This window comes from Streptomyces sp. CBMA123 (assembly GCF_014596465.1).
Classification (GTDB): domain Bacteria; phylum Actinomycetota; class Actinomycetes; order Streptomycetales; family Streptomycetaceae; genus Kitasatospora.
This window is the reverse complement of the sequence record NZ_MECK01000257.1, coordinates 1-25,348: the sequence shown is the minus strand read 5'-3', so window position 1 is coordinate 25,348 and position 25,348 is coordinate 1. Positions and strand designations below refer to the sequence as shown.

The window sequence follows — 25,348 nt, the reverse complement described above, 5'->3', positions numbered from 1 at the left end:
CTGCCGTGGCGTAGAACTCACGCTTGACGGCCATCACGGGAACGACGAGTACATGGGACTCGCTTCCAGTCCTCCCGGCGGGAGGCGCGCAGCATCGGCACTCAACCGAGCAACTTGGACATACTGCCACATGGAGCAGCCCGGATGCCAATCGGGGCCGGTGAGGCGTACCTCACCGGCCCCGACCGTCGCTCGTGCGGGTTACTTCTTCTCCCCGGTCACCCAGGGGGCCTGCCGGCCGCAGACCGTGGGCCAGTCCTCGGTGGTCACGTTGGCGCACCAGATGAAGCGCGTGTCGGGGTTCGGCTTCCAGTCCTTGGTGATGATGTCCGCGCACTTCGCCACCGGCGAGTACTTCGGGCAGGTGCCGTCCTTCTTCTTGATCGTGTGGGCCCGCCAGGCGTCCAGGCCCATGCTGTTGGTGGACTCCGGCTGCGGCATGTAGCGGTCCACCGACCAGGAGGCCCCCATGGTCGCGAACAGCGCCAGGGCGCAGATCAGGCCGGCCGTCAGCTGCTTGACCACCCGGTGCGGGATCACCGGCCCCGCGGAGGGAGCGCGGCCGCTGGAACGGAACAGCCGCCCCAGCCAGCCGACACCGCGCTCCAGGCTGGTCATCAGCCCGACGACCGCGAGGATCAGCAGGCAGTACATGATGATCCAGGTGGTCCGCGGGTACAGCTGGATCATCTGGGAGTGCGCCATGTGCGAGGCGAACCAGAACCGCATCAACCAGGCGCCGGCCAGCACCGCAGCGGCGAGCCGGACCATCAGGTTGCGCAGGCCCAGGCCCACCCCGATGCCGACGGCGGCGATCAGCATGACCGCGAATCCGGTCTGGCCGACCAGCTCACCCGCCTGCGGCCAGTTGTGATAGGTCGACGTGCCGTTGCGGTCGGACATCCAGCCCAGCACGTAGGCCGGGTCGACGTAGGTGGCGATGTAGGCGTAGCGGTCCGGGGTGTCCGCGCCCTGCCTGACGATGTTGTAGAGCAGCGGCGAGCCGATCGCCCCGGCGGTGGCCAGCACGACCGCCAGGAACAGCAGGGCGCGGCGGGTGGCCCGCCGGCCGGCGCGCCAGGGGAAGAGGAACAGGCTCAGCAGGAAGACGCCCGGCGCCGCCCAGAGGTACCAGCCCGAGTACCAGAGGAACAGGATCCCGAACACGGCGCCGAACCCGAGGCCGCGCAGCCACAGCGACCGGGTCGACAGCTCTTCCGCCCGGCGCAGCTCGCGGAGGCAGGCCGCCAGCAACGGCAGCAGGACGATCATCGTGACGTGGCTGTACGGGCGGATCGGGTCGAGGAAGACGAGCGCCGACGGCACCGCGATGGCCAGCGCCCAGAACGGCCTCAGCATCAGCCGCCAGGCCAGGTAGCTCATCGGCCCCACCAGCGCGCTGCAGACGATCTGAAGGTCGTGCAGGGCGAAGCCGGCGCCGCCGACCCCGCCGTAGTGAAGCTCGGACCAGAGCGCCATCGCCGCCGGGAACAGCGGCGGGTAGACCCCGGAGATCCCCTTGCCGTGCATCATCGACGTCGCCATGTCGACCAGGACGCTCGGGTCGCCCTCCTGTCCGCCGAGCGGCCAGGGGGTGCCGCGCAGCGCGACCACGACGCCGCCGGCCACCACGCCGGTGGCCAGGCCGGCCAGGGCGGCACAGACCAGCCGCTGGACGATGCCGTGCCGGCGCAGCCCGCCGCGGTAGGCGGTGTACACCAGGACGGCGAGGATCGGCAGCCCGATCATGGCCGCGTACTGCTGGATCTTGGCCAGGCCGCTGACCTGACCGATCCGGTTCAGCGGGTTCACGCTGATGTGGCGGCAGAGCAGCGTGAAGCCGAGCGCCGCCACCACGCTGACCAGGATCTCTCCGGCCACCAGGACCCGGCGCTGCTCGAACCAGCGGTAAGTGGCCGCCTGGCCGACGGAACGGGCGCTGCCGTCGCCATCTGGTCTCGCATCCGGTCCGCTGAGCCGGTCGGTTGCCAGATCGGTCATGTCGCTTCACTTCCGTAGGACTGCGGACTCCACAGGGCTGTTCCGGGCACCCGGCGCCTTGGAGACACTACCTCGCTCCGGTGAGCCCCAACGGGCGTGCCGCCCAAGGAATCCGCGCTCCCCCGACCCCCGTCGGAGTTCATTCCAACGGTTTGATCACAGTCGACTGCCGCCTCCACCGGATATCCGCACATGTGTCCGATCCGGGGGAAAGCGGCATCCGTGCCCCTGGCAGAATCGGTCGAGCAGTTGAGCGACCGGTCCCGGACGCTCGGCACCGTCCGCCCACCGTCCACGCCCGGCTCCGAAGGACCACCCAGTGACCAGCCTCCAGACCGCGGCTCCTCCGGCCGACCACATACGAGGTCCCGTACGGCGCCAGGGCTCGCGCGGACCGGTCCGCAACGGCTTCCTGCTCTGGGTCCTCGAAGGCCTGGTCGCACTGGCCGCGAGCCTGCTGATGACCGGCCTCGCACGGTTCGTCCACCTCGACCCGATGTCCCGGATCGGCCAGGTCAGCGGCCTGGCCGCACTGCAGCTCCAGCTGGTGCTGCTGCTCGGCCTCGTCCTGGTGGTCTGCCTCCCGGCGATGCGCCGCTGGCCGCAGACCCCGCTGCGGTTCGCGGCGGCAGCCGTCGCCGGGCTCGCCTCCGGCGTCGTCGCGGCCGGCGTCTCGCTCGCCCTGCGCGACACCTTCTGGCCGCTGTACGCCCAGGGCGGCGACTCCGGCACGCTCCAGGCGTGGGCCGGAGCCCTCATGCACGGCAGGCCCCTCGACGGCGCCTACCCGCCGATGTTCCCGCACCTGGTCGCCTGGACCGCCGAGGCCTTCACCGGGGGCGACGTCGGCTACGCGATGAAGCTGCTCTCCCTGCTCTTCACCGGGCTGCTCGGCCCGGTCGCCTACCTGGCGTGGCGGCTGCTGCTGCCGCCGCTGTGGGCGCTGGGCATCGGTGTCACCGCGTCGCTGCCGATGATGCAGCCCTACAAGCCGTACACCACCCTGGTCCTGGTGGCGCTGGTGCCGGTCCTCGGCAAGCTCGTCCAGCTGCTCCAGCACTCCAAGGAACTCCCCCGCCGCCGCGCCGCGGCTCAGGGCGCCGGCCTCGGCCTGGCCGTCGGCCTGATGTTCATCCTCTACTCCGGCTGGTTCGTCTGGTCGGCGCTCGGCGTGATCGTGCTGGCCGCGATCCTCCTCGTCCGGGTCTGGAAGGACGGCGGGACCCGGGCGCTGGCCACGGCCGGGACCACCCTCGCGGCGACCACCGTGGTCTTCCTCGCGGTGGCCGGCAGCTACCTGGTGCGGATGCTCGGCTCGGCCGGATCCACCGTCGACCGGTACTGCTACTTCGACACCTACGTCGAACCGACGTACTTCGCGATGTGGCGGGACGACCTCCCCGGCACGGACGCCTGGAGCACCTGGCCGATCCCCGGTGAGCTGGGCGGGGTCGGACTGTTCTCCGTCGTCCTGCTCGCCGGCCTCGGCTTCGCCCTGGCGCTCGGCATCAACCGCGCCTCCGTCCTGGTGACCGCCGCCTGCGCGGCCAGCGCCCTGCTCATGCGGTACTGGTACGCCTCCCACATGGAGCGCGACCAGGCCGTCATGCTCTACCCCCGCACCAGCGCCCAGCTGCTGTACTGCACGCTCGTGCTCGTCGGCCTCGCCTGCTACCTGGCCGCCCAGCGGTTCGGCGCCCGGCGCGACGCGGCCGCCGAGATCGCGCCGGTCCGCGTGCTCCCCCGGTTGACCCCGCGCGCGGTCGCCACGGGCGCGCTCTGCGCCCTCGGCCTGCTGTACGGGATGGCCGGCTCCGCCACCGCCGACCGCTTCATGCCCACCACGCAGACCGACACCGGCCACCTCGCCCTGGCCTCGCAGACGACCGAGAGCCTCAACGGGCACTGCTCCGCGTACGCGCCGAACAACAAGTGCTCCAAGCCGGGCGACCTGTCCGGACGGCTCGTCCAGGGCCCGGACCAGGGCACGCTGGGCTGCTCCCCGAACAGCCCGTTCCCCACCCGCCCGAAGGCCTCCGGCGCGCTCCGGAGCGTGCTGACGACCCTGTCGGCGGGCTGACCCGCCGCGCAACGGAAGGAGCCCGGTCCCCTGCTGAGCAGGGGACCGGGCTCCTTCACGTGAGCGCGGGGCCGCGCGTCAGTGCCGCTGCCCCGCGGTGAACGCGTGCTTGGCCAGTACCTTGACGCCGGCCGTCTGACCGCGACGCAGCGCGCCGGGGAGCATCGTGAGCGCGTGGAAGCGGGAGGCGCTGCGGACCCGGGCCGCGCGGGCGGCCTTCGGCCAGCCACGGCTGTCCATGCGCTCGGCCACCGCGTTGAAGTAGCGTTCCGCCTCGGTGAAACGGGTGCCCGAGAAAGCCTGCACCGATGACTCGCTGACCGCGTGGCGGCGGTACTGGAAGACGACCGTGGTGTTGTCGATCATCATCGACTCGCCCCGCTCCAGCAGGTCGACCACCAGGGCCAGGTCCTGGATCACCGAGTACTCGTCGCGGAAGCTGACCGCACGCAGAGCGTCGCCGCGCCAGCAGATCGACGGGAAGTACAGCCAATTGCCGCGCAGCACGCTGGCCGCGAGTTCCTCGCCGCCCATCAGGCGCCGGCCGCTGACGTTCGGGGCGTACAGCTTGCCCTTCACGTTGTCGGCCAGGCCCGAGCTGACCACGCCGTCCCCGTCGATGACCTCGACGCCCGGCTGGACCATGCCCAGGCCGGGGTTGGCCGCCAGAATCGACCGGACGGTCTCCAGGTAGTGCGGGTGCAGCAGGTCGTCGCAACCCATGATCACCACGTGGTCCGCAGTCGACAGCTCCACGCACTTCTGGAAGTTCTTGGTGATCCCCAGGTTCTGCTCGTTGCGCAGGTAGCTGACCCGGTCGTCGCCGAGTTCGGCGAACCAGCCCGGGACGTCCGGCTCCTTGCCGTCGTCGATGACGGTCATCCGGAAGTCCGGGTCGGTCTGTCCCAGGATGCTGCGCACCGCGGCCTGCATCAACGCCACGTCGCCGTAGTACGGCAGCATGAACTCGAAGGTGGCCATGGGGCTCAGGCTCCGTCGCTCTTCACCGGGGCGGAGACCGGCAGGTCCAGGTCGAAGCGCTCCCCGTTCAGCCGGGCACCCTCGTTGATCGCGACGGTGCGGGCCAGATCGGTGATCTTCTTCTCCAGCGAGCGGAACCGCAGGAAGGTGTTCAAGGTCAGGAAGCCCATGGCCAGGACCATGACGTACAGCACCAGGTCGGTGCCGCGGCCGACGCCGAACTTGTGGGCCACCCAGGTGACATCGCTCGGACGCAGGATCGCGTAGATGTTCGCGATCACGAAGACGGAGAACGCGATGCGCTTCCACGCCCGGGTGTTGGCCGCGTCCCAGCGCCGGATGAACATGAACGCGAGGGTGACCGCACCCACGATCAGCACCAGCTGGATCCAGAAGTAGTTCATCGGCGGCCACGCTCCCGAAGCGAGATGTCGAAGATGATGTTGACGCCGTTGATCAGGGACTGACCCTTGGCGCGTGAGTAGTCGGTGTAGAGGATGTCCACCGGGAGTTCGGCCACCCGGAGGTCGGCGCCGGCCAGGAAGCCGACGATCTCCGAGGCGTGGGCCATGCCGTTCATGGTGATCCGGATCCGGCTCGCGGCCTCACGGTTGAGCACGCGCAGGCCGTTGTGCGAGTCGGTGAGCTTGAGCTTGCGCGCCGTTGGGCTGACCGTCGCGGCGGTCCTCAGCACCACGCGCTTGATCCACGGCACCTGGCCGTTCTGCTCGATGAAGCGCGAACCGAGGACCACGTCCGCCTCGCCCGTGCGGAGCAGGGCGACCATCTTCTCGACGTCGGCCGTCTGGTGCTGGCCGTCCGCGTCGAAGGTGGCGAAGTACTTGGCCCCCGGCTGGGCGAGCGCGTAGGCGAGGCCGGTCTGCAGCGCGGCGCCTTGACCGAGGTTGACCGGGTGCCGCACCAGGTGGGCGCCCGTCGTCATGATGTGCTTGGCGGAGTCGTCCGCACTGCCGTCATCGACCACAACGATGTTCGGGAACGTCTTGCGCGCTCCCTCCACAACGTCAGCGATCACCTGACCTTCGTTGTAGGCCGGGATCACCAGCCAGACGTCGTCGTACTGGGACACGGGGGCTCCATGTTCGGGGTGTCTCCCGCGCTCGTGCGCGGCAATCTGTATGTTGCGGGGCGGTGCGGTCATTCGCCGACCACCCCGGCAGTCGCGGAGGGTGCGGCCTGCTCCGATGTGCTCCGCACGGTGTCGGTCGCCGTCGAACCGGGGAAGCTGCGCCTGAGCGCAGCCAGCATACCGAGCACCGTGACCACCGATCCTGCCGTGTAGGCCACGACCACGCGGGTGGCCACGTCGCCGGGCAGGAAGGTGACGCCGGCGAGGAACGCGGTGCCGACCGCCCAACAGAGCAACTGCAGGTTGTGACGCTTGAATACCATCAGCGCCTGACCGAGCACCATCGCGAACATGTACGCCACGGTGCCGGCGGACATCCAGAAGAAGTCCAGGCAGCCGAGCACCGGCTTGGCGCTGAAGAGCACCTGGATCAGCCAGGGGCCGAGTGCCACCGCCGGGATCCCGCCGAGCACGCCGAGGCCGCCGACCACGAGGCCGATCCGGCGGAGCATACCGGTGAAGGCCGCACGGTCGCCGACCGCGATCGCCGAGGACAGCCCGCTCAGCAACGAGGCCTGGAGCGATCCGAACACGAACAGCGGGACTCGGGCCAGCACCAGCGCGTTGAGCAGCGCGGCGATCAGGGCGGAGTTCGAGGGAGCGAGCAGCTTGGTGCTCACCACGGCGGCGTTCACCACGACCTGGGAGAGCAGGGTCGAGCAGATCAGCAGGCCGAGCCCGGAGCAGAGCTCCGACCACGGCACCCGTGGGCCGGGCCGGACGGCCCGGAACAGCGGCGGCAGGGTCAGCAGGGTGGCCGCGACCGGTGCGACGGCCAGGATCAGGCTGAAGGCCAGCGCCGAGTGCACCCCGCCGACCGCGGCGCCCGCGGCGAGCCCGATCCGCAGGCCGCCGTCGATGCCCAGCTGAGTGCCGTACGCGCCGAACCGGCCGAGGCCGGCCAGCACACCGCGGGTGAGGTAGCAGACCGCCATGCCGAGGAAGGCGCCGCCCAGTGCCAGCACCAGCGAGCGGTCCCCGTGGAACATGGCGTCGGCGATCGGCCGGGCTCCGATCCCGAGCGCCAGCAGCACGGTGGCGAGGATCCCGGCGGTCAGCAGGGTGGCGCGGCGCAGCACCGGGGCGGCACCGTGCCCGAGCGCGGCGCGGGCCGCGACGATCCGGGTCAGCTCCTGCTCGATCGGGAAGAAGACGCCGATGCCGACGGACATCACGATGGTCCACAGCAGGGACACGTTCGCCATGTCGTCGACCGAGAGGCTGTGGCCCGCCACACCGAGGTGGATGTACGAAGCCGCGCCCAGCACGACAGTGCCGCCCGCCACCGCCAGGGTTCCCGGCGGCAGCGCGGCGGCTACCTTGGCCAGCGGATTCCTCACTGCAGTCTGTCGCTCTCGATCGCCCGAGCCGTGGCAGCCAACTCGGTGAACACGGGGGTACCGAGCGCCTCGGCGAGTTGCTCGCGCCAGTCCGGCTGCGGGTTGAGGCCCGCCGCGGCCCACCGGTCGTGGCCCAGCACGCTGAACGCGGGCCGGGCGGCGGGCGTGACGTACGCCGCGGAGGTGGTCGGACGGATCCGCTCCGGGGCGAGGCCGCTCAGCCGGTAGGCCTCGCGCGCCAGTCCGCACCAGGTCGTCCGGCCGGCCGCGGTGCCGTGGTAGACCCCGGCCGGGGCGCGCCCGGCGAGCGCGGCGGTGCCGAGCTCCACGAGCTGCCGGGCCAGGGCCAGCGACCAGGTCGGCTGGCCCTGCTGGTCGTCGACGACATCCAGCGTCTCGCGCTGGGCGGCGAGCCGCAGCATGGTGGCGACGAAGTTCTTGCCGTGCTCGCCGTACAGCCAGGCGGTGCGCACCACGTAGCCGTGCTGCGGGAGCAGCTCCGCCACGGCCTGCTCGCCGACCAGCTTGCCGCGACCGTACGCGTTGACCGGGCCGGTCGGCGCGGTCTCGGCGTACGGCTCGGTGGCGTCCCCGGGCAGCACGTAGTCGGTCGACACCTGGAGCATCCGGGCGCCGGTCTTGGCGCAGGCGGCGGCGAGGTGGCGCACACCGGTGCCGTTGACGGCGGTGGCGGCCTCCTCCTCGGTCTCGGCCGCGTCGACCGCGGTCCAGGCTGCGCAGTTCACCACGATGTCGTGGCCCTCCACAGCGGCCAGCACGGCCTCCGCGTCGGTGATGTCGAGGTCGGCGCGGCCGAGGGCGGTCACTTCGGCCGTCGGGTCACCGGCGAGGACCGTCAGCAGGTCCTGGCCGAGCATGCCGGCGGCGCCGGTGACGAGCCAGCGGACCCGGCCCGAGGAGGTGTCGCTCACTTCTGCAGCGCCGCCTTCTGCTTCAGCGGCTCCCACCAGGCGCGGTTCTCGCGGTACCAGGCGATGGTCGCGGCGAGGCCGTCCTCGAAGCGGACCTGCGGCTCGTAGCCGAGCTCCTCGCGGATCTTGCTGATGTCGATCGAGTAGCGCAGGTCGTGGCCCTTGCGGTCGGCGACGTGCTCGACCATCTCCCAGCCGACACCGGCGGCCTCCAGCAGCAGGCCGGTGAGCTCCTTGTTGGTCGCCTCGGTGCCGCCGCCGATGTTGTAGACCTCGCCGGCGCGGCCGCCGCGCATGACCAGCTCGATGCCCCGGCAGTGGTCCGAGACGTGCAGCCAGTCGCGGACGTTGCCGCCGTCGCCGTACAGCGGGACCTTCTTGCCGTCGATCAGGTTGGTGGTGAAGAGCGGGATGACCTTCTCGGGGAACTGGTAGTGCCCGTAGTTGTTGGAGCAGCGCGTCACCACGACGTCCATGCCGTGGGTGCGGTGGTAGGCCAGCGCGAGCAGGTCGGAGGAGGCCTTGGAGGCCGAGTACGGGGAGTTCGGCTCCAGCGGCCAGGTCTCGGTCCAGGAGCCCTCGTTGATGGAGCCGTACACCTCGTCGGTGGAGATGTGGACGAAGCGGCCCACGCCGTGCTTGCGGGCGGCGTCCAGCAGGACCTGGGTGCCGACGACGTTGGTCAGCACGAACGGGCCGGCACCAGCGATCGACCGGTCCACGTGGGACTCGGCGGCGAAGTGCACCACGACGTCGTGGCCGGGCATCACGGCGTCGACGGCGTCGACGTCGCAGATGTCCCCCCGGACGAAGGAGTAGCCGCTGTGACCCGCCACCGGTGCCAGGTTGGCCTCGACGCCCGAGTAGGTGAGCTTGTCGAAGACGGTGATCTGGTCAGTGGAGTCGGCGCCGAGAAGCTGGCGAACGAATTCAGAACCGATGAAGCCGGCACCGCCGGTCACGAGGATGCGCATAATACGCCGTAGTCTACCGGCGCGCCGGAGACCCGCCGACCCGGGCCTCACCCGCCCCTTCGGACTCGAATAGGGTGCACTCCATGCGTGGAATCCTTCTGGCCGGCGGCACCGGCTCGCGGCTCTGGCCGCTGACCCGAGCGGTGTCGAAGCAGCTCCTCCCGGTCTTCGACAAGCCGATGATCTACTACCCCCTCTCGACCCTGGTGATGGCGGGGATCAGCGAGATCCTGATCATCACGACCCCGAACGACCGGGACCAGTTCGAGCGCCTGCTGGGCGACGGCTCCCAGCTCGGCCTCCGCCTGGAGTACGCCGTCCAGGAGCGCCCCGAGGGCATCGCCCAGGCGTTCCTGCTGGCCGCCGACTTCATCGGCGACGAGCCGGTGGCGCTGATCCTCGGCGACAACATCTTCCACGGCAGCGGCCTGGGCACCCGGCTCTCGGAGCACACCGACGCCAAGGGCGGCCGGGTCTTCGCCTATCCCGTGGCGGACCCGACGGCGTACGGCGTGGTCGAGTTCGACGAGGACGGCCAGGTCATCTCGATCGAGGAGAAGCCGACCGAGCCCAAGTCCCGGTACGCCGTCCCCGGCCTGTACTTCTACGACAACCGGGTGGTCGAGATCGCCCGCGGCCTGAAGCCGAGCGCCCGCGGCGAGCTGGAGATCACCGCCGTCAACGAGGCGTACCTCACCTCCGGCGACCTCCACGTGACCATCCTCGACCGCGGCACCGCCTGGCTGGACACCGGCACCTTCGTCTCGATGGTGCAGGCGTCGGAGTTCGTCCGGGTCATCGAGGAGCGCCAGGGCTTCAAGATCGGCTGCATCGAGGAGGCGGTCTGGCGGGCCGGCCTGATCGACGACGCGCAGCTGCGCGAGCTCGCCGAGCGGCTGCTGAAGAGCGGCTACGGCCAGTACCTGGTGGCGCTGCTGGACGAGGCGGCGGGCCGGTGAAGTTCCGTGAGCTCTCCATCGAGGGCGCCTTCGAGATCACCCCGCAGGTGCACGGCGACCCGCGCGGCCACTTCACCGAGTGGTACCGCTTCGACCTGCTCGCCGAGGTGGTCGGCCACCCGCTGAACCTGGCGCAGGCCAACCTGTCGCTCTCCGCGAAGGACGTCGTGCGCGGCATCCACTTCGCCGACGTCCCGCCCGGCCAGGCCAAGTACGTGGCCTGCACCCGCGGCGCGGTGCTGGACGTCATCGTGGACCTGCGGGTCGGCTCGCCGACCTTCGGCCGCTGGGAGGGCGTGCGCCTGGACGACACCGAGCGCAAGGCCGTCTACATCGCCGAGGGCCTCGGTCACGGCTTCTGCGCGCTCACCGACGACGCCACGCTGACCTACCTCTGCTCGGCGACGTACAACCCGACCGGCGAGCACGGCGTGCACCCGCTGGACCCGGACCTCGGCATCGAGTGGCCCGCCGACGCTCCGCAGCTCTCCGCCCGCGACGCGGCGGCGCCCTCCCTCAAGGAGGCCATCGCCTCCGGCCTGCTCCCGACCTACGAGGCCTGCAAGGCCTACACGGACTCGCTCGACGTGCGGTAACGGCGACCCGGGACCGACCGGAGGGGGCGCGTGCATCGGCACGCGCCCCCTCCTTCGCATGCGGTACCGGCGCGGCGCGCCGGTCCGGCCCCGCTCAGCGGTTCCGGAACACCCACAGCTTGAGCAGGACGAACCGCGCCAGCGTGGCCAGCCCGTTCGCCACGACGAGCCCGGCCACCTCGACCATCCGGGAGGCGTGCGGCACCGCCAGGTCGAGCAGTGCCAGCGCACCGCTGCTGAGGCCGAGCCCGATCAGGAACGCCACCGCGCCCTGCAGTTGGTCGCGGACCATGCCCTTCGAGCCGACGACCCCGAAGGTGAAGCGGCGGTTGGCCGCCGTATTGGCCACCGCGCTGACCGCCAGCGCGATCAGGTTCGCCGCCTGCGGGTTGGTGAACCACCGCGCGGCGACGAACAGCCCCAGGTAGAAGAGGGTGCTCAGGACGCCGATGACCAGGAAGGACGGCAGTTGCCGCCGGGTCTTCGGGGCGGGCTCGGCAGACTCCTCGGTCAAGGTCACCGGCCCGGGTCCCGCTCGTGGTCCTCCGCCGAGTCGTACCCGATGAAGTAGGCCGGGCGGTCTTGCACCGCCGAGTAGATCCGGCCGACGTACTCCCCCAGCAGCCCGACGCAGATCAGCTGCACACCGCCGAGGAACAGCATCCCGATGAACAGCGAGGACCAGCCCGGCACCGTCGACCCGAGCGCGTACGAGACGGTGGCGTGGATCGCGAGCCCGATGCAGACCACGAAGCTCACCAGGCCGAGGTAGGTGGCCAGCCGGAGCGGGGCGGCGGAGAAGTTGGTGATGCTGTCCAGCGCGAGCCGCACCATCTTGGCCAGCGGGTAGTGGGTGGCGCCCGCCACCCGTTCCTCGCGGACGTAGACCACCTCGCCGCTGGGGAAGCCCAGCCACGGCACCAGGAGCCGGTAGACCGGCTGGTGCTCGGGCAGCGCCTTGAGCGCATCCACCGCCGCCCGGCTGAGCAGGCGGTAGTCGCCGGCCTGGTTGGGCATCCGCTTGCCGACGAGCTTGCGCATCAGCCAGTAGTACGCGCCGGCCGTGCGCCGCTTGAAGGAGCTGTCGCTGCCGCGGTCCCCGCGCACGCCGTAGACGATGTCGAGCTGCTCGTCCCGGGCGAGCGCGAGCATCTCCGGGATCTTCTCCGGCGGGTCCTGCAGGTCCGCGTCGATGCTCACCACGTAGTCGCCGAACGCCCGGTCCAGGCCCGCCTTGAGCGCGGCCTGGTGGCCGGAGTTGCGGGAGAAGCGGATGGTCCGGAACTGGGGCCAGTCCTGCCGGATCTTCTGCATCAGCACCGGAGTGGCATCGGTACTGCCGTCGTCGACGCCGACCACCTCGTAGTCGACCCCGAGCCCGTCGAGGATCGGCCGCAGCCGCTCGACGGTCAGCGGAAGCGCGTCCTGCTCGTTGTAGATCGGCATGACGACCGACAACTGAGGCGCTGTCGACATGAATTGGTCCCGCTTTCCGCTGTGGGGCTGGATCGTGGCGACAATAGCAGCCGGTTGTGAGCCCCCGATGAGTCCGATGAGTGCGGGGTGAGATCGGTTCGACGGCGCCGGAGGCCGGAGAACGGACGGGGCACCGCCCGGCTCGGACGGTGCCCCCACCTGCAGTCACTCCGGCACCGCCGGGTCCCTGATCAGTCCCCGGGGAAACTCCGGTTCCACGGCTCGGTCCAGTTGTTGCCCGGCTTCTCGACCACGGTGACCCGCGGCTGGAAGCCGGTCAGCTCCTTGCGCAGCCGCTCGCCGGTGGCCCGGTCGGCGACCACCACGGTCATCGGCTGGCCGAGCTTCTCCGCGGCCGTCTTCACGTGGGCCAGCGCCGCCTCGTGCTCCGCGTCCTTGCGCGGCTCGGCGCCGATGTTCACCCAGTGGGTCTCGTAGAGCGCCCGCATGTCACCGCCGCGCCCGCGCAGCAGGGCCGCCACCCAGGTGGACTTCAGGTTCTTGTAGTCGTCGTTGGAGTACAGCACCATCATCGGCTCGTGGATGCCGTCGAGGTCCCCCAGGACGGTGGCGCCGCCCCGCGGGCCGATGTCGCTCCAGGAGTCGCCCCGGCTCCAGGCCATCAGGGAGTTCTGGTGCCAGGCCGTGGGAGCCGCCTTGAAGGACTCCATCCCCCACTGCACCCCGGCGAACAGGCTGAGCGCGGTCGCCACCGAGATCACCGAGAGCACGCCGTCACCGATCCGGCGCCGCAGCACCGGGACCCGGGTGGGCGGGGTGGCCCGCAGGAGCGGCCCGATCGCGCCGATCGAGACCAGCGCGACCACCACGCCGGTGCCGGCCAGCTTCTCGAAGTAGTACGAGACGTGCCCGATGGTGTGCATCTGCCACCAGGCGAAGCCGCAGATCACCGCGCCCGTGCCGATCACCACCGCCAGGTGCGCCTGCCCGGTGCCGGTGCGCCGGTTGGCGGGCACGGCCGCGGCCAGCAGGGCCAGCAGCAGGCCGCCGACCAGGATCGTCCGGTCGGCCCCGACACTGGGCCCGCCCAGGTTGGACGTGCTGGCGACGTCCAGGTCGGAGAGCACCGAAACCACGCTCGGCAGGGCGGCCAGGCCCAGCGTGAGGACCCCGGCGAGGGCGTACAGCAGCCAGCGCGAGCGGCGCAGGCGCCGCCGGTGGACCAACAGTGCGGCCACCACGCCGACCCCGGCGACGGCGCCGAACAGGTTGTAGACGTAGGTGACGGTGATCAGACCGGCCGCGGCGAGCACCAGGAAGTCCGGCGTCCGCAGTGCGGGGCGGACCAGGAAGGCGGTCAGCAGGGCCACCATCAGCAGGCCGATGACCGTCGAGTCGAAGCCGTGCGTCACCAGGTCGGTGTAGTTGCTGGAGAACACCAGGGCCGCGACCGTCCCGCACACCGCCGCGGTGCGCCAGCCGCGCAGCCGCGGGCCACCGATCCAGCGGGCCGCCCAGACCAGCGCCACGCCGAGCAGCGCGTAGGCGGCCAGGACGTAGAGCAGGTAGCGGTTCATGGTGTCCAGCGGCGACCCCAGGTCCGCCGAGGAGCGGAACAGCGAGTCGATCCAGGCCAGCAGGAAGTGCGAACCCTGCGGGTACACCCCCTCGCCGGACATCATGTACGCCTTGGCGGCCTCCTGGTGCAGGAAGTTGTAGCCGCCGACGTGCTCGATGCCGACGAAGTAGGAGAAGTGGTTGAGCCGGTCCTCGGAGGTGGTGAGGAACTCCAGCCGCCAGCCCGGCCCCTTGCCGACCAACGGCTTGTGCAGGTAGTGCCACATCACGTAGCCGGTGCCGACGACCATCAGGTCCGAGGGCCGGAAGCGCATCGGCAGCCTCGGCGCCCGGCGGCTCAGCCAGCCGGTCAGGGCCACCACGGAGAACAGCACGCCGGAGGTCGGGATGGGGTCGATCCCCCACGGCCAGAGCGAGAACAGCAGACCGAACACCAGCACGCCGCCGGCGATGACCAGGGCGGCCGCCACCAGCCGGTCGAGCAGCCCTCCGCCGACCCGGAGGATCGCGGCGACCGCCAGCACCAGCAGCGGCAGGACCAGGAAGCCGAGGCCGACCGAGATCAGCGCGGTGGGCACCAGCCAGGACGCGAGCAGCGCGCCGGCCAGGAACGGCAGGCTGCGGGCCGGTCTGCCCGCTGGGCGCGGCGGAGATCCGGGGCTGCCACCCGGCGCGGCCTCCTCGGGCGAGGCGGTGGCCGCCATGGTGCGGAGAGTGTCCATCGAGAGCCCGAAATCCCATCCCCTACAGGGGGCGCGCTCCCGCGCCCGGCTTCGCTCCGGCGTACGCCGCGAGCATAGTTGACGACTTTTCTGCACAACGAAGGAGGGCTTGGTGAAGATCCGGGGATCTTCACCAAGCCCTCCTCCTCGACCGAAGGTCAGACGTCGGGGACGTCAGAGCATCAAATTACTTGATGATCTTGGTGACCTGGCCGGCGCCGACGGTGCGACCACCCTCACGGATGGCGAACTTCAGGCCCTCCTCCATGGCGATCGGCTGGATCAGCGCGACGGTCATGGCGGTGTTGTCGCCCGGCATGACCATCTCGGTGCCCTCGGGGAGGGTCACGACGCCGGTCACGTCCGTGGTACGGAAGTAGAACTGCGGGCGGTAGTTGTTGAAGAACGGGGTGTGACGGCCACCCTCGTCCTTCGACAGGATGTAGGACTGGGCCTCGAAGTCGGTGTGCGGGGTAACCGAACCCGGCTTGATGATGACCTGGCCGCGCTCGACGTCCTCGCGCTTGATGCCACGGAGCAGCAGACCGACGTTCTCACCGGCCTGGCCCTCGTCGAGCAGCTTGCGGAACATCTCGATGCCGGTGACCGTGGTGGTGGTCTTGGTCTCCTTGATGCCGATGATGTCGACAGTCTCGTTGACCTTGAGGATGCCACGCTCGATACGACCGGTGACGACGGTGCCACGACCGGTGATCGTGAAGACGTCCTCGATCGGCATCAGGAACGGCTGGTCCACGGCGCGGGCCGGGGTCGGGATGCTCTCGTCGACGGCGTGCATCAGGCCGAGGAGCTTCTCGCCCCACTCCTTGTCGCCCTCCAGCGCCTTCAGCGCGGAGACGCGGACGACCGGCAGGTCGTCGCCCGGGAACTCGTACTCGGAGAGGAGCTCACGGACCTCGAGCTCGACGAGCTCCAGGATCTCCTCGTCGTCCACCATGTCGGCCTTGTTCAGGGCGACGACGATGTAGGGGACGCCGACCTGGCGGGCCAGGAGGACGTGCTCCTTGGTCTGCGGCATCGGGCCGTCGGTGGCGGCGACGACGAGGATCGCACCGTCCATCTGGGCCGCACCGGTGATCATGTTCTTGATGTAGTCCGCGTGACCCGGGCAGTCGACGTGGGCGTAGTGACGCGCCTCGGTCTGGTACTCGACGTGCGCGATCGAGATGGTGATACCGCGCTGCCGCTCCTCCGGCGCCTTGTCGATCTGGTCGAACGGCGTGAAGGGGTTGATCTCCGGGTACGCGTCGTGCAGCACCTTGGTGATGGCCGCGGTAAGGGTCGTCTTACCGTGGTCAATGTGACCGATGGTGCCGATGTTGACGTGGGGCTTCGTCCGCTCGAACTTCGCCTTCGCCACTGCAGTCCTCCTGAGGACAGATCCTGTACGCCGTGCTGACGTCAGTTGGTCTTGTATCGGGCTTGGTCCGCGGTGCCGGAGCACCTCGTACCGTCCCGCGGGTGGGGGCCGGAGGCCCGGGAGGATCCGCCTGGATCCTCCCGGTTCGCCTCCTCATAGCCTAAGGGGTCGGAATCAGCCCGAATGTCGGACTGGTTCCGGACCGGCGGAGCCGGACCTACTCGCCCTTGGACTTAGCGATGATCTCCTCGGCCACGGCCTTGGGGACCTCGGCGTACGAGTCGAACTGCATCGAGTAGCTGGCGCGGCCAGAGGTCTTGCTGCGCAGGTCACCGACGTAGCCGAACATCTCGGAGAGGGGCACCAGCGCCGCGACGACGCGGGCACCGTGACGCTCGTCCATGGACCGGATCTGGCCACGGCGAGAGTTGATGTCACCGATCACGTCGCCCATGTAGTCCTCGGGCGTGGTGACCTCGACGGCCATCATCGGCTCGAGGAGAACCGGCTTGGCCTTCCTCGCGCCTTCCTTGAAGGCCATCGAACCGGCGATCTTGAACGCGAGCTCGGAGGAGTCGACGTCGTGCGACTGGCCGTCGAGCAGGCTCACGCGGACACCCTGGAGCGGGTAGCCGGCGAGGATGCCGAACTCCATGGCCTCCTGGCAACCGGCGTCGACCGACGGGATGTACTCCCGCGGCACGCGGCCACCGGTGACCTTGTTGACGAACTCGTAGCCCTCGGCCTGCTCGAGCGGCTCGATCGCGATCTGCACCTTGGCGAACTGACCGGAACCACCGGTCTGCTTCTTGTGGGTGTAGTCGATGCGCTCGACGGCCTGACGGATCGTCTCGCGGTACGCGACCTGCGGCTTGCCGACGTTGGCCTCGACCTTGAACTCACGCTTCATACGGTCGACCAGCACCTCGAGGTGCAGCTCGCCCATACCCGCGATGATGGTCTGGCCGGTCTCCTCGTCCGTGTTGACCTGGAAGGACGGGTCCTCCTCGGCGAGACGCTGGATGGCAACACCCAGCTTCTCCTGGTCACCCTTGGACTTGGGCTCGATCGCGACGCGGATGACCGGGGCCGGGAAGTCCATGGACTCCAGGATGACCGGGTTCTTCTCGTCGGACAGCGTCTCACCGGTGGTGGTCTGCTTCAGGCCCATGACGGCGACGATGTCGCCGGCGCCCACCGACTCGATCTCCTCACGCTTGTTCGCGTGCATGCGGTAGATCTTGCCGATGCGCTCCTTCTTGCCCTTCACGGCGTTCAGCACCGAGGTGCCGGACTCCAGGCGGCCGGAGTAGATCCGGACGAAGGTGAGCTTGCCCAGGTGCGGGTCGGACATGATCTTGAACGCCAGCGCGGCCAGCGGCTCGTCGTCCGAAGCCTTGCGGGAGATCTTGGTCTCCGGGTCGTTCGGCTTCGTGCCCTCGACGGACTCGATGTCCAGCGGCGACGGCAGGTACTTGACGACCGCGTCGAGCAGGGGCTGAACGCCCTTGTTCTTGAAGGCGGTACCACAGAAGATCGGGGTGAAGTCCGAGTTCAGGGTGCCCTTGCGGATCGCGTCCTGCAGCAGCTCGACCGGGATCTCCTCGCCCTCCAGGGCGAGCTCCATGATCTCGTCGCTGACGTTCGAGACGGTGTCGATCAGCTGCTCGCGGTACTCGTCCGCCTGCGCCTGCAGCTCGGCCGGGATGTCGACGATGTCGTACATCTCGCCCTTGGCGGCCTCGGTGGACCAGACCAGCGCCTTCATGCGGACCAGGTCGACGACGCCCTGGAAGTCCGCCTCGGCACCGATCGGCAGCTGCATCACCAGCGGGGTGGCGCCGAGGCGCTCCACGATGGTGTCGACGCAGAAGAAGAAGTTCGCGCCCGTGCGGTCCAGCTTGTTGATGAAGCAGATGCGCGGGACGCCGTAGCGGTCAGCCTGCCGCCACACGGTCTCGGACTGGGGCTCGACACCGGCGACACCGTCGAACACCGTGACGGCACCGTCGAGGACACGCAGCGAGCGCTCCACCTCGACGGTGAAGTCGACGTGGCCCGGGGTGTCGATGATGTTGATGGTGTTGTCGACGCCGTCGACCGTCCAGTGACAGGTCGTCGCGGCCGACGTGATCGTGATGCCGCGCTCCTGCTCCTGCTCCATCCAGTCCATGGTGGCAGCGCCATCGTGGACCTCACCGATCTTGTACGAGACACCGGTGTAGAACAGGATCCGCTCGGTGGTGGTGGTCTTGCCCGCGTCGATGTGCGCCATGATCCCGATGTTGCGGACCCTGGCGAGGTCAAGGGAGGTTGCAGCCATGGTGGCTCGTTCTCTCTCTGTCTAGTGACGGGGTACGGACTACCAGCGGTAGTGCGCGAAGGCCTTGTTGGACTCGGCCATCTTGTGGGTGTCCTCGCGACGCTTCACGGAAGCGCCCAGGCCGTTGCTGGCGTCGAGGATCTCGTTCATCAGGCGCTCGGTCATGGTCTTCTCGCGACGGGCGCGGGAGTAACCGACCATCCAGCGCAGCGCCAGGGTGCTGGCGCGGCCCGGACGGACCTCGACCGGAACCTGGTAGGTCGCGCCACCGACACGGCGGGACTTGACCTCGAGGGCCGGCTTGACGTTCTCCAGCGCGCGCTTCAGCGCGACGACCGGGTCCGCGCCGGTCTTCTCACGAACGCCCTCGAGGGCGCCGTAGACGATCCGCTCGGCGGTGGAGCGCTTGCCGTGCAGCAGGATCTTGTTGACCAGCTGGGTGACGACCGGGGAGCCGTAGACCGGGTCGATGATGACCGGGCGCTTCGGGGCGGGGCCCTTACGAGGCATTCTTACTTCTCCTTCTTGGCGCCGTAGCGGCTGCGAGCCTGCTTGCGGTTCTTGACACCCTGGGTGTCAAGCGAACCGCGGATGATCTTGTAGCGGACACCAGGAAGGTCCTTCACACGACCACCGCGCACCAGCACGATGGAGTGCTCCTGCAGGTTGTGGCCCTCGCCCGGGATGTAAGCGGTGACCTCGATCCCGCTGGTGAGGCGCACACGGGCGACCTTGCGAAGCGCCGAGTTCGGCTTCTTCGGGGTGGTCGTGTACACACGCGTGCAGACCCCACGGCGCTGCGGGGAGCCCTTCAGCGCGGGAGTCTTGTTCTTCTCGACCTTGTCCTGCCGGCCCTTTCGGACCAGCTGCTGGATCGTAGGCACCGTTTCTCCGTTTTCTGTGTGCCAAGGCTTGGTGGAACTAACCTGCGGTGTCTCCCTTGCACCCGACCCCGTGGTCGACCCACGCGGTCGGGTGTGTTGGGCGTTTTCCGACACGGAATCCCATGGCTGATGTACAGCGACGGCGCTCAACGCGCGGCGCGCCTGAAGGCGCTCCGGCTCGGCGCGGCGGCCGGTGTGCATGCACGCACAAGGACCCGGGGACACCCCAGGCACAAGGTCAGAGCGTACCTAGCGCATGGGGCGCGGTCAAAACAAATGCAACGCCGCAGGTCGTGACGCTCCCCACCGGACAGGCGGTGGAAATCGATGCGAGGCGGAGCCATTACCACAACCGGGCACCGCCCGCACCGCCAAACACTACGCCTCGCCCAGAGCCCCGGCGAGCCGGGCGCGGCCCTCCCCGGCGCGGCCCTCGGGGCCTCCCGGCGGCGGCGACACCGCGGCTGCCCGGTTGTCCGACACCGCGGTGAACAGCCCCAGCGCCAGCGCGGCCACCGTGTACACCGCGAGCCAGAGCACCCAGCCACCGGGCGGCGACCAGTGGGCCGGGCTGATCAGCAGCGGCCCTTCGGTGCCGACCGTGTTGCGGCGCAGCGCCCAGAGGAAGGCGGCGGCATTGACCAGGGCGAGCGAGAAGCCGGAGAGCACCAGCAGCCGCCGCCAGGCGAAGCCGCCCCACGGCAGCCGCTCGTGGCAGAGCGCGGCACACATGATCGGCAGCCCCACGGCGAACGGCAGCAGGTAGCGGCCCTGCCAGATCATGCCCAGCTGGCGCGCCTGGACGGCCTGGGCCGCTATCGGGATCACGACGATCCCGACCAGCACCCCCACGACGGCCAGGGTGTCGCGGAACCGGGCGTAGCACAGTGCGAGCAGCGCCAGGGCGATCACCACGGAGCACCACACCAGCAGCGTCGCGGCCGGCGGCTGCGCGTCCAACCAGCCGAAGTAGCCGACCATTTGCTTCATGTACAGCAGGCCGTTGTCGAACGTTGCCCGGGCCGCGACCCGTGGGGTCAGGTCGCTCGGGGTGTTGATGACCGAGTTGTCCGGATGGCTCGACGCCCAGAGGAGCGCCGACCCGGCCGCCACCACCGCCGCGGCGCCCCAGAACCAGGTGGACCGCCGGCGCGCCACCGCACGCACCGCGCCCTTCTTGGCCAGCAGCAGCGCGAAGAACAGCGCCCCGCCGAACCAGATCAGGCCCAGCGGCCGGATGTCGATCAGCACCAGCGCGCCCACGCCCAGCCGGGCCAGCCGACGGTTCAGCAGGTAGGGGTCCGGGCTCATCAGCATCGGCAGCCCGGCGCTCCAGACCAGGATGCCCGCGGCGATCTCCGGACCGCTCGGGTTGACCACACCGAACATGAACAGCGCCATCGGGGTGGCTGCGGTGGTCACGCCGAGCAGGGTGAACGAACGCCGTCGCCACTCCGCCGCGGAGACCACCGCGCTCGCCACCAGCGCGGAGCAGATCAGCGCCGACATCAGGCGCATCAGGGAGAAGGCCGCCTCGCCGTGGACGAACAGGCTGGGCCAGCCCACCGCGAAGTAGTACGCCGGGTGGTAGCGGCCCGCCGCGGTGGTCACCAGGGTCGTCCCGGGTGTGTCCTTCAACACCGGGGCGCAGGAGGCCGACTGCTGGGGCTGGCCGACGTAACAGGCGTTGACGTCCTTCAGTGCCTGGTAGATGGGCGGGAGCTCGACGCCGGACTCGGCGAACCGCCCCTCGATGGAGGCCACCATGTGGGGGACCATGACCTCGCGGCCCTCGAGCTGACCGCGGGCGACGGCCGCCGCCCGGATGAGGTGCGCGTGCTCGTCCGGTGACGCACCGGTCGGCGTGGCGAGCGACCAGGACGCACTCAGGGCGAAGAGGATCGCGAACGCGACGGCCCACAGGCGCCTCGGCGAGGCGACGAGCCGGTCGGCAAGACCCTTGACTGCGGTGATCATCATCTGGAGTGGGCCTTCGGGTCAGCTCGGTTCGTCGGACGGGGCACGTCACCTGATCATGCCCTGTCGGCTTCTGCGCGGTCACATCGACGGTGCGGACGCGGCAGGCACTCCCCCGCCGGTCGATGGTGGGTGGACATCGACGGCGGGACCGGATCGAGCCGGTGACGGGGAGCGAACACCGTACCCACGGCGGCGGTCCGCGGACCGGGCGGGTCCCGGGGTTCGAGGACGGACCCTAGGCGAAGGCCAGCAGGATCATCAGGAACCAGAACGAGCTGCCCAGGTAGCCGAGCACCAGCCCGAGGACGGCCGCCCAGTCCCCGTCCATGTTGCGCTCCCGGATCTGCGCGCGGGCGATGTGGCCGGTCACCACCGCGGGCACCGCCATGACGAAGGTCAGGCTGCACACCAGGGAGACCACCGCCAGCACGCTGGTCGGCCGGGCCTGCGGCAACGGCGGCGGCGGCGCCAGGAACGTCGCCGGGACCGGCTGCGCGGCCTGGACCGGCGCCGGCATCGGCCCGGACGGCAGATCGGCCACCAACACGGCCAGCTCGCCGTAGGTGACCGCCCGGGCCGCGGCCTCGTGGCGCTGCCCGTACTCCTCTGCGGACAGCCGGCCCTCGGCGAACCCGGCCTTCAGCACGTCCACCGTCCGGTCCCGGTCCGCATGGCTCGCCCGCATCGCCGCCTGCGGGGACGGCGCGGGCTGCCAGCCGCCGACCCCCGGCCCCTGGCCGTACCGATCGGCGGGACGGGACTCGCCCCACGGTTGAACGGACATCCGCCACCTCCCGGCGCCACGGCACCCCCGCGCTCACTGTTCCTCATAGTGCAGGACGAACAACGGAACTGAGTAGTTGCCGAATCGGACCGGCAGCTGCCGGAGGCCGGCCGCCGGGCGCGCCACCCGTTCGGCGGACACGCTCAGGGGATGCTCAAAGCGGGCGACAGCCCGTACGGGCGGTGACACGCTGGGCTCCGGAGCAATCGCCCGAGCATCCGTACGTCCGCCCACGACCACAGACAGAAGGCCGCCATGGCGTCAGCACCGTCGCCCTCCGAACCGACCCCGACCGGCCGCACCGGACCGGACGCCCCGTCCGCCGTCAGCATCCAAGGACTGTGGAAGCACTTCGGCGGCCAGGCCGCCGTCGCCGGGCTCAGCCTGGAACTGCCCGCCGGGGGGTTCATCGGCCTGGTCGGGCCGAACGGCGCGGGCAAGACCACCACGCTGTCCATGATCACCGGCCTGCTCCGGCCCGACCAGGGCACCGTGCTGGTGCACGGCACCGACGTGTGGGCCGACCCGGTCACGGTCAAGGCCCGGATCGGCATCCTGCCCGAGGGCCTGCGGATGTTCGAGCGGCTCAGCGGGCGCGAACTGCTCCAGTACACCGGCCGGCTGCGCGGCCTGCCCGCCACCGAGGTGGACCGCCGCGCCGAGGAACTGCTGGCCGTCCTGGACCTCGGCCGGGACGCCGACAAGCTGGTCGCCGACTACTCCACCGGCATGCGCAAGAAGATCGGCCTGGCCGCCGCGCTGCTGCACAACCCCGACGTGCTGTTCCTGGACGAGCCCTTCGAGGGCGTCGACCCGGTCTCCGCCCAGACCATCCGCGGCGTGCTCAAGCGGTACGCGGCGGCCGGCTCCACGGTGGTCTTCTCCAGCCACGTGATGGAACTGGTCGAGCAGCTCTGCGACTGGGTGGCCGTGATCAACGCGGGCCGGGTGATCGCCCAGGGCCCGCTGGACTCCGTCCGCGGCGCCCGCAGCCTGCACGAGGCCTTCCTGGAGCTGATCGGCGTCCGCGAGGACGACGGCCAGGCCCTCGGCTGGCTCGGCGGCGGGAGCGCCCGGTGACGACCGCCGCGGTGCCCGACGGGCGGACGGTGGTCCGCGGCCTGGTGGCCCTCAAGCTGCGACTGCTGCGCAACGGGCTGCGCCGCAGCCCCGGCCGGACCGCCGTGTACGTCATCGGCGGCGTCCTCGGCCTGGCCCTCGCGGCCGGCCTGGCCTTCGGCATGGCGATGCTGAACGGGCGCTACGCCGGCTCCGGGAACACCGGGGTGATGCTGCTCGGCGTGGTCACCCTGGGCTGGGCCGCACTGCCGCTGTTCCTGTTCTCCAGCGACGAGAGCTCCGACCCGACCAGGCTCACCATGCTGCCGCTGCGGCCCGGCCCGCTGCTGCGCGGCTCCCTGCTGGCCGCGCTGATCGGGCCCGGCCCGCTGATCAGCCTGGTGCTGGTGACCGGCGCGGTGCTGTCCGGCGCGAACGGCGGCGCCTCGGCCGCCACCGCGGTGGTCGCCGTGCCGCTCGCGCTGCTCTGCCTGGTCACACTGTCCCGGGCGGTCGCGGCCGGGAACGCCCGGATGCTCTCCAGCCGGCGCGGCAAGGACTTCGCGATCTTCGGCGGACTGGCCTTCGCCCTGCTCGTCCAGGCCGCCAACGTCGGCTCGCAGAGCATCTTCGGCCGTCAGCACGACAAGGACCTCGACCTCAGCCCGCTCAAGCCGATCGCCGCGGTGCTGCGCTGGATCCCGCCGATCAGCGCGGCGGACGCCCCCCGCAGCGTCGGCGAGGGCGAGTACGCCGTGGCGCTGCTCCAGCTGGCCGCGGCCGCCGTGCTGCTCGTCCTGCTGCTGCGCTGGTGGCGCGCCAGCCTGCAGCAGCTGATGGTGACCGCCGACTCCTCCACCCTGGAGGTGGCCCGCGGGGTGCAGAACACCCCCGGCTGGCGCTTCCTGCCCCAGGGCCGCACCGGCGCGGTGATGCAGCGCCACCTGCGGTACGCCTGGCGCGAGCCCCGGGCCAAGGCCGCGCTGTTCACCAGCGTCGGGATGACCCTGGTGATCTGCCTGCTGTCGGTGGTCCAGGGCTGGTCCAGCGTCTACCTGCTGGCGATGACCGGGAGCTTCCTCGGGCTGCAGATGCTCAACCTGTTCGGCATGGACGGCTCGGCGTTCTGGATGGTCGCCGCCACCCTGCGCACCCCGGCCGACGCCCGGGACGAGCTGCGCGGCCGGGCGTACGCGGTGCTGTCGTACGCCGTCCCGGTCGCGCTGGTGCTCGGGCTGGTGCTGGCCGCCGCCACCGGCGACTGGGCCGGGCTGCCGTCCGCGATCGGCCTGGCGCTGGCGGTGCTCGGCTGCGGCATCGCGCTCGGCTCGGTGTTCAGCGTGCTCGCGCCGTACACCATGCCGGCCGACAGCAACCCGATGCGCAACGCCGCCCCCGGGCAGGGCGGGCTGATCCTGCTCAACCAGTTCGGCTCGATGCTCGGCGTCGCGGTGCTCGCCCTGCCGGTCGGCGGCTACCTGCTGTGGGCGCTGACCTCGGACGGACCGACCTGGCCGCTGCTGCCGCTCGGCCCGCTCTACGGCGCCCTGGTCGCCACCCTCGGCATCCGGCTGGCGGCCGCCAAGCTGCTGGACCGTGTGCCGGAGATCATGGCCAAGGCCATCGAGCGGTAGACGTTTCGCCTCGCCCCCTCCGGCATCATGGGCCGGAGGGGCCGGGCCGTCGAGCAGAGCCCGGGCCGTCGAGGAGAGCAGGGACACACCGTGGGCAAGCGCGCGCAGCAGGGCGACGGGAACGCCGGGCCGCTGCTGGAGCAGGCGGTGCGCTCGGTGCTCACCGCCCCCGACGACGCACTGGACCTCGCCCTGGACACCGGGGCCTCGCTGCTGGCCGCCTCGGCCGGGCAGTGGCCGGCCGTCAGCCGGGCGCTGCTCGGCTACGCGGACACCGCGGTGGGCCGCTGCTGGTCCGCCGGATGGCGCCCGGCCGACCTGGTGCGGGTGGTGCGGCGCGGGCTGAAGCCCGTCCACCTGGCACTCGCGGTGGACCTGATCGCCGCCGAGGGCCGCCGCCACCCCGACGCGGGCCTGGACCGGCGCTGGCAGGAGCAGCTGCGCGAACTGGAGGCCGAGGTCTGGTGGCCGGCCGACGAGCAGTACCTCGGCGCCTTCGCCCACCGGCACCGGCTGGACCGCTTCGCGCTCGCCGCCGCCCTCCTGGAGCTGC

Annotated in this window: 21 protein-coding genes and 1 pseudogene; 6 read left to right on the top strand and 16 right to left on the bottom strand. The window is 70.5% G+C overall.

What is annotated here, in order from left to right; all coding sequences use genetic code 11:
* Positions 1 to 201: 201 nt before the first annotated feature.
* Positions 202 to 2,001, bottom strand: a complete 1,800-nt coding sequence (locus BG452_RS25830; RefSeq protein ID WP_188306759.1) for a hypothetical protein — start codon at positions 1,999 to 2,001, stop codon at positions 202 to 204.
* A 319-nt stretch (positions 2,002 to 2,320) separates the two neighbouring features.
* Between BG452_RS25830 and BG452_RS25825 the strand changes: the two genes are divergently transcribed.
* On the top strand, positions 2,321 to 4,081 hold the full coding sequence (locus BG452_RS25825; protein ID WP_188306758.1) for a hypothetical protein: 1,761 nt from the start codon (positions 2,321 to 2,323) through the stop codon (positions 4,079 to 4,081).
* A 78-nt stretch (positions 4,082 to 4,159) separates the two neighbouring features.
* On the opposite strand, the gene BG452_RS25820 is transcribed toward BG452_RS25825, so the two are convergent.
* The 6 genes from BG452_RS25820 to rfbB all read right to left on the bottom strand — a co-directional run bounded on the left by BG452_RS25820 (position 4,160) and on the right by rfbB (position 9,458).
* A complete protein-coding gene (locus tag BG452_RS25820; RefSeq protein WP_188306757.1) occupies positions 4,160 to 5,062 on the bottom strand; it encodes a glycosyltransferase family 2 protein in 903 nt (300 codons plus the stop codon).
* Between the two features lie 5 nt (positions 5,063 to 5,067).
* A complete protein-coding gene (locus BG452_RS25815; protein WP_188306756.1) occupies positions 5,068 to 5,466 on the bottom strand; it encodes a DUF2304 domain-containing protein in 399 nt (132 codons plus the stop codon).
* A complete protein-coding gene (locus BG452_RS25810; RefSeq protein ID WP_317621234.1) occupies positions 5,463 to 6,152 on the bottom strand; it encodes a glycosyltransferase family 2 protein in 690 nt (229 codons plus the stop codon). Before BG452_RS25810 ends, BG452_RS25815 begins: the two co-directional genes overlap by 4 nt.
* Positions 6,153 to 6,220: 68 nt before the next feature.
* A complete protein-coding gene (locus BG452_RS25805) occupies positions 6,221 to 7,552 on the bottom strand; it encodes a lipopolysaccharide biosynthesis protein (RefSeq protein WP_188306754.1) in 1,332 nt (443 codons plus the stop codon).
* Complete coding sequence (rfbD, locus tag BG452_RS25800) at positions 7,549 to 8,484, bottom strand: dTDP-4-dehydrorhamnose reductase (RefSeq protein ID WP_411293019.1); 936 nt, start codon at positions 8,482 to 8,484, stop codon at positions 7,549 to 7,551. Before rfbD ends, BG452_RS25805 begins: the two co-directional genes overlap by 4 nt.
* Positions 8,481 to 9,458 (bottom strand): dTDP-glucose 4,6-dehydratase, encoded by a 978-nt coding sequence (gene rfbB, locus BG452_RS25795; RefSeq protein WP_188306753.1) that lies wholly within the window; start codon positions 9,456 to 9,458, stop codon positions 8,481 to 8,483. Before rfbB ends, rfbD begins: the two co-directional genes overlap by 4 nt.
* 83 nt (positions 9,459 to 9,541) lie before the next feature.
* Here rfbB and rfbA point away from each other — a divergent pair, with 83 nt between their 5' ends.
* Together rfbA and rfbC are read left to right on the top strand one after the other, a co-directional pair.
* Positions 9,542 to 10,417, top strand: coding sequence for a glucose-1-phosphate thymidylyltransferase RfbA (rfbA, locus tag BG452_RS25790; RefSeq protein ID WP_188306752.1), 876 nt, complete (start codon positions 9,542 to 9,544; stop codon positions 10,415 to 10,417).
* On the top strand, positions 10,414 to 11,013 hold the full coding sequence (rfbC, locus tag BG452_RS25785; RefSeq protein ID WP_188306751.1) for a dTDP-4-dehydrorhamnose 3,5-epimerase: 600 nt from the start codon (positions 10,414 to 10,416) through the stop codon (positions 11,011 to 11,013). Before rfbA ends, rfbC begins: the two co-directional genes overlap by 4 nt.
* Positions 11,014 to 11,107: 94 nt before the next feature.
* On the opposite strand, the gene BG452_RS25780 is transcribed toward rfbC, so the two are convergent.
* From BG452_RS25780 to BG452_RS25740, 9 genes are all read right to left on the bottom strand, one after another.
* Positions 11,108 to 11,533, bottom strand: coding sequence for a GtrA family protein (locus tag BG452_RS25780; RefSeq protein ID WP_317621232.1), 426 nt, complete (start codon positions 11,531 to 11,533; stop codon positions 11,108 to 11,110).
* Positions 11,530 to 12,489 carry a glycosyltransferase family 2 protein gene (locus BG452_RS25775; protein WP_188306750.1) on the bottom strand — a complete coding sequence of 320 codons (960 nt, stop codon included), beginning with the start codon at positions 12,487 to 12,489 and terminating at the stop codon, positions 11,530 to 11,532. The genes BG452_RS25780 and BG452_RS25775 overlap by 4 nt, the downstream gene beginning before the upstream one ends.
* Before the next feature lie 191 nt (positions 12,490 to 12,680).
* Positions 12,681 to 14,750 (bottom strand): hypothetical protein, encoded by a 2,070-nt coding sequence (locus BG452_RS25770; protein ID WP_188306749.1) that lies wholly within the window; start codon positions 14,748 to 14,750, stop codon positions 12,681 to 12,683.
* A 187-nt stretch (positions 14,751 to 14,937) separates the two neighbouring features.
* Positions 14,938 to 16,131, bottom strand: coding sequence for an elongation factor Tu (gene tuf / locus BG452_RS25765; RefSeq protein WP_031063092.1), 1,194 nt, complete (start codon positions 16,129 to 16,131; stop codon positions 14,938 to 14,940).
* Between the two features lie 217 nt (positions 16,132 to 16,348).
* Positions 16,349 to 18,454: an elongation factor G gene (gene fusA, locus BG452_RS25760; RefSeq protein ID WP_188306748.1), complete on the bottom strand. Its 2,106-nt coding sequence runs from the start codon at positions 18,452 to 18,454 to the stop codon at positions 16,349 to 16,351.
* Between the two features lie 39 nt (positions 18,455 to 18,493).
* Entirely contained in the window at positions 18,494 to 18,964 is a 471-nt protein-coding gene (gene rpsG, locus BG452_RS25755) for a 30S ribosomal protein S7 (RefSeq protein ID WP_188306747.1), read from the bottom strand.
* Positions 18,965 to 18,966: 2 nt separating this feature from the next.
* Positions 18,967 to 19,338, bottom strand: coding sequence for a 30S ribosomal protein S12 (gene rpsL / locus BG452_RS25750; RefSeq protein WP_014144289.1), 372 nt, complete (start codon positions 19,336 to 19,338; stop codon positions 18,967 to 18,969).
* A 378-nt stretch (positions 19,339 to 19,716) separates the two neighbouring features.
* Positions 19,717 to 21,318: a DUF2142 domain-containing protein gene (locus BG452_RS25745; protein ID WP_188306746.1), complete on the bottom strand. Its 1,602-nt coding sequence runs from the start codon at positions 21,316 to 21,318 to the stop codon at positions 19,717 to 19,719.
* Positions 21,319 to 21,553: 235 nt separating this feature from the next.
* Positions 21,554 to 22,102 (bottom strand): DUF1707 and DUF4190 domain-containing protein, encoded by a 549-nt coding sequence (locus tag BG452_RS25740; RefSeq protein ID WP_223242733.1) that lies wholly within the window; start codon positions 22,100 to 22,102, stop codon positions 21,554 to 21,556.
* Positions 22,103 to 22,357: 255 nt separating this feature from the next.
* On the opposite strand from BG452_RS25740, the gene BG452_RS25735 reads away from it, so the two are divergent.
* From BG452_RS25735 to BG452_RS25725, 3 genes and pseudogenes are all read left to right on the top strand, one after another.
* Positions 22,358 to 23,182: an ABC transporter ATP-binding protein gene (locus tag BG452_RS25735; protein WP_188306745.1), complete on the top strand. Its 825-nt coding sequence runs from the start codon at positions 22,358 to 22,360 to the stop codon at positions 23,180 to 23,182.
* Positions 23,179 to 24,795, top strand: a complete 1,617-nt coding sequence (locus BG452_RS25730) for a transporter (RefSeq protein WP_188306744.1) — start codon at positions 23,179 to 23,181, stop codon at positions 24,793 to 24,795. The genes BG452_RS25735 and BG452_RS25730 overlap by 4 nt, the downstream gene beginning before the upstream one ends.
* A gap of 90 nt (positions 24,796 to 24,885) precedes the next feature.
* A pseudogene (locus tag BG452_RS25725) lies at positions 24,886 to 25,348 on the top strand (DUF2786 domain-containing protein); the annotation flags it as partial.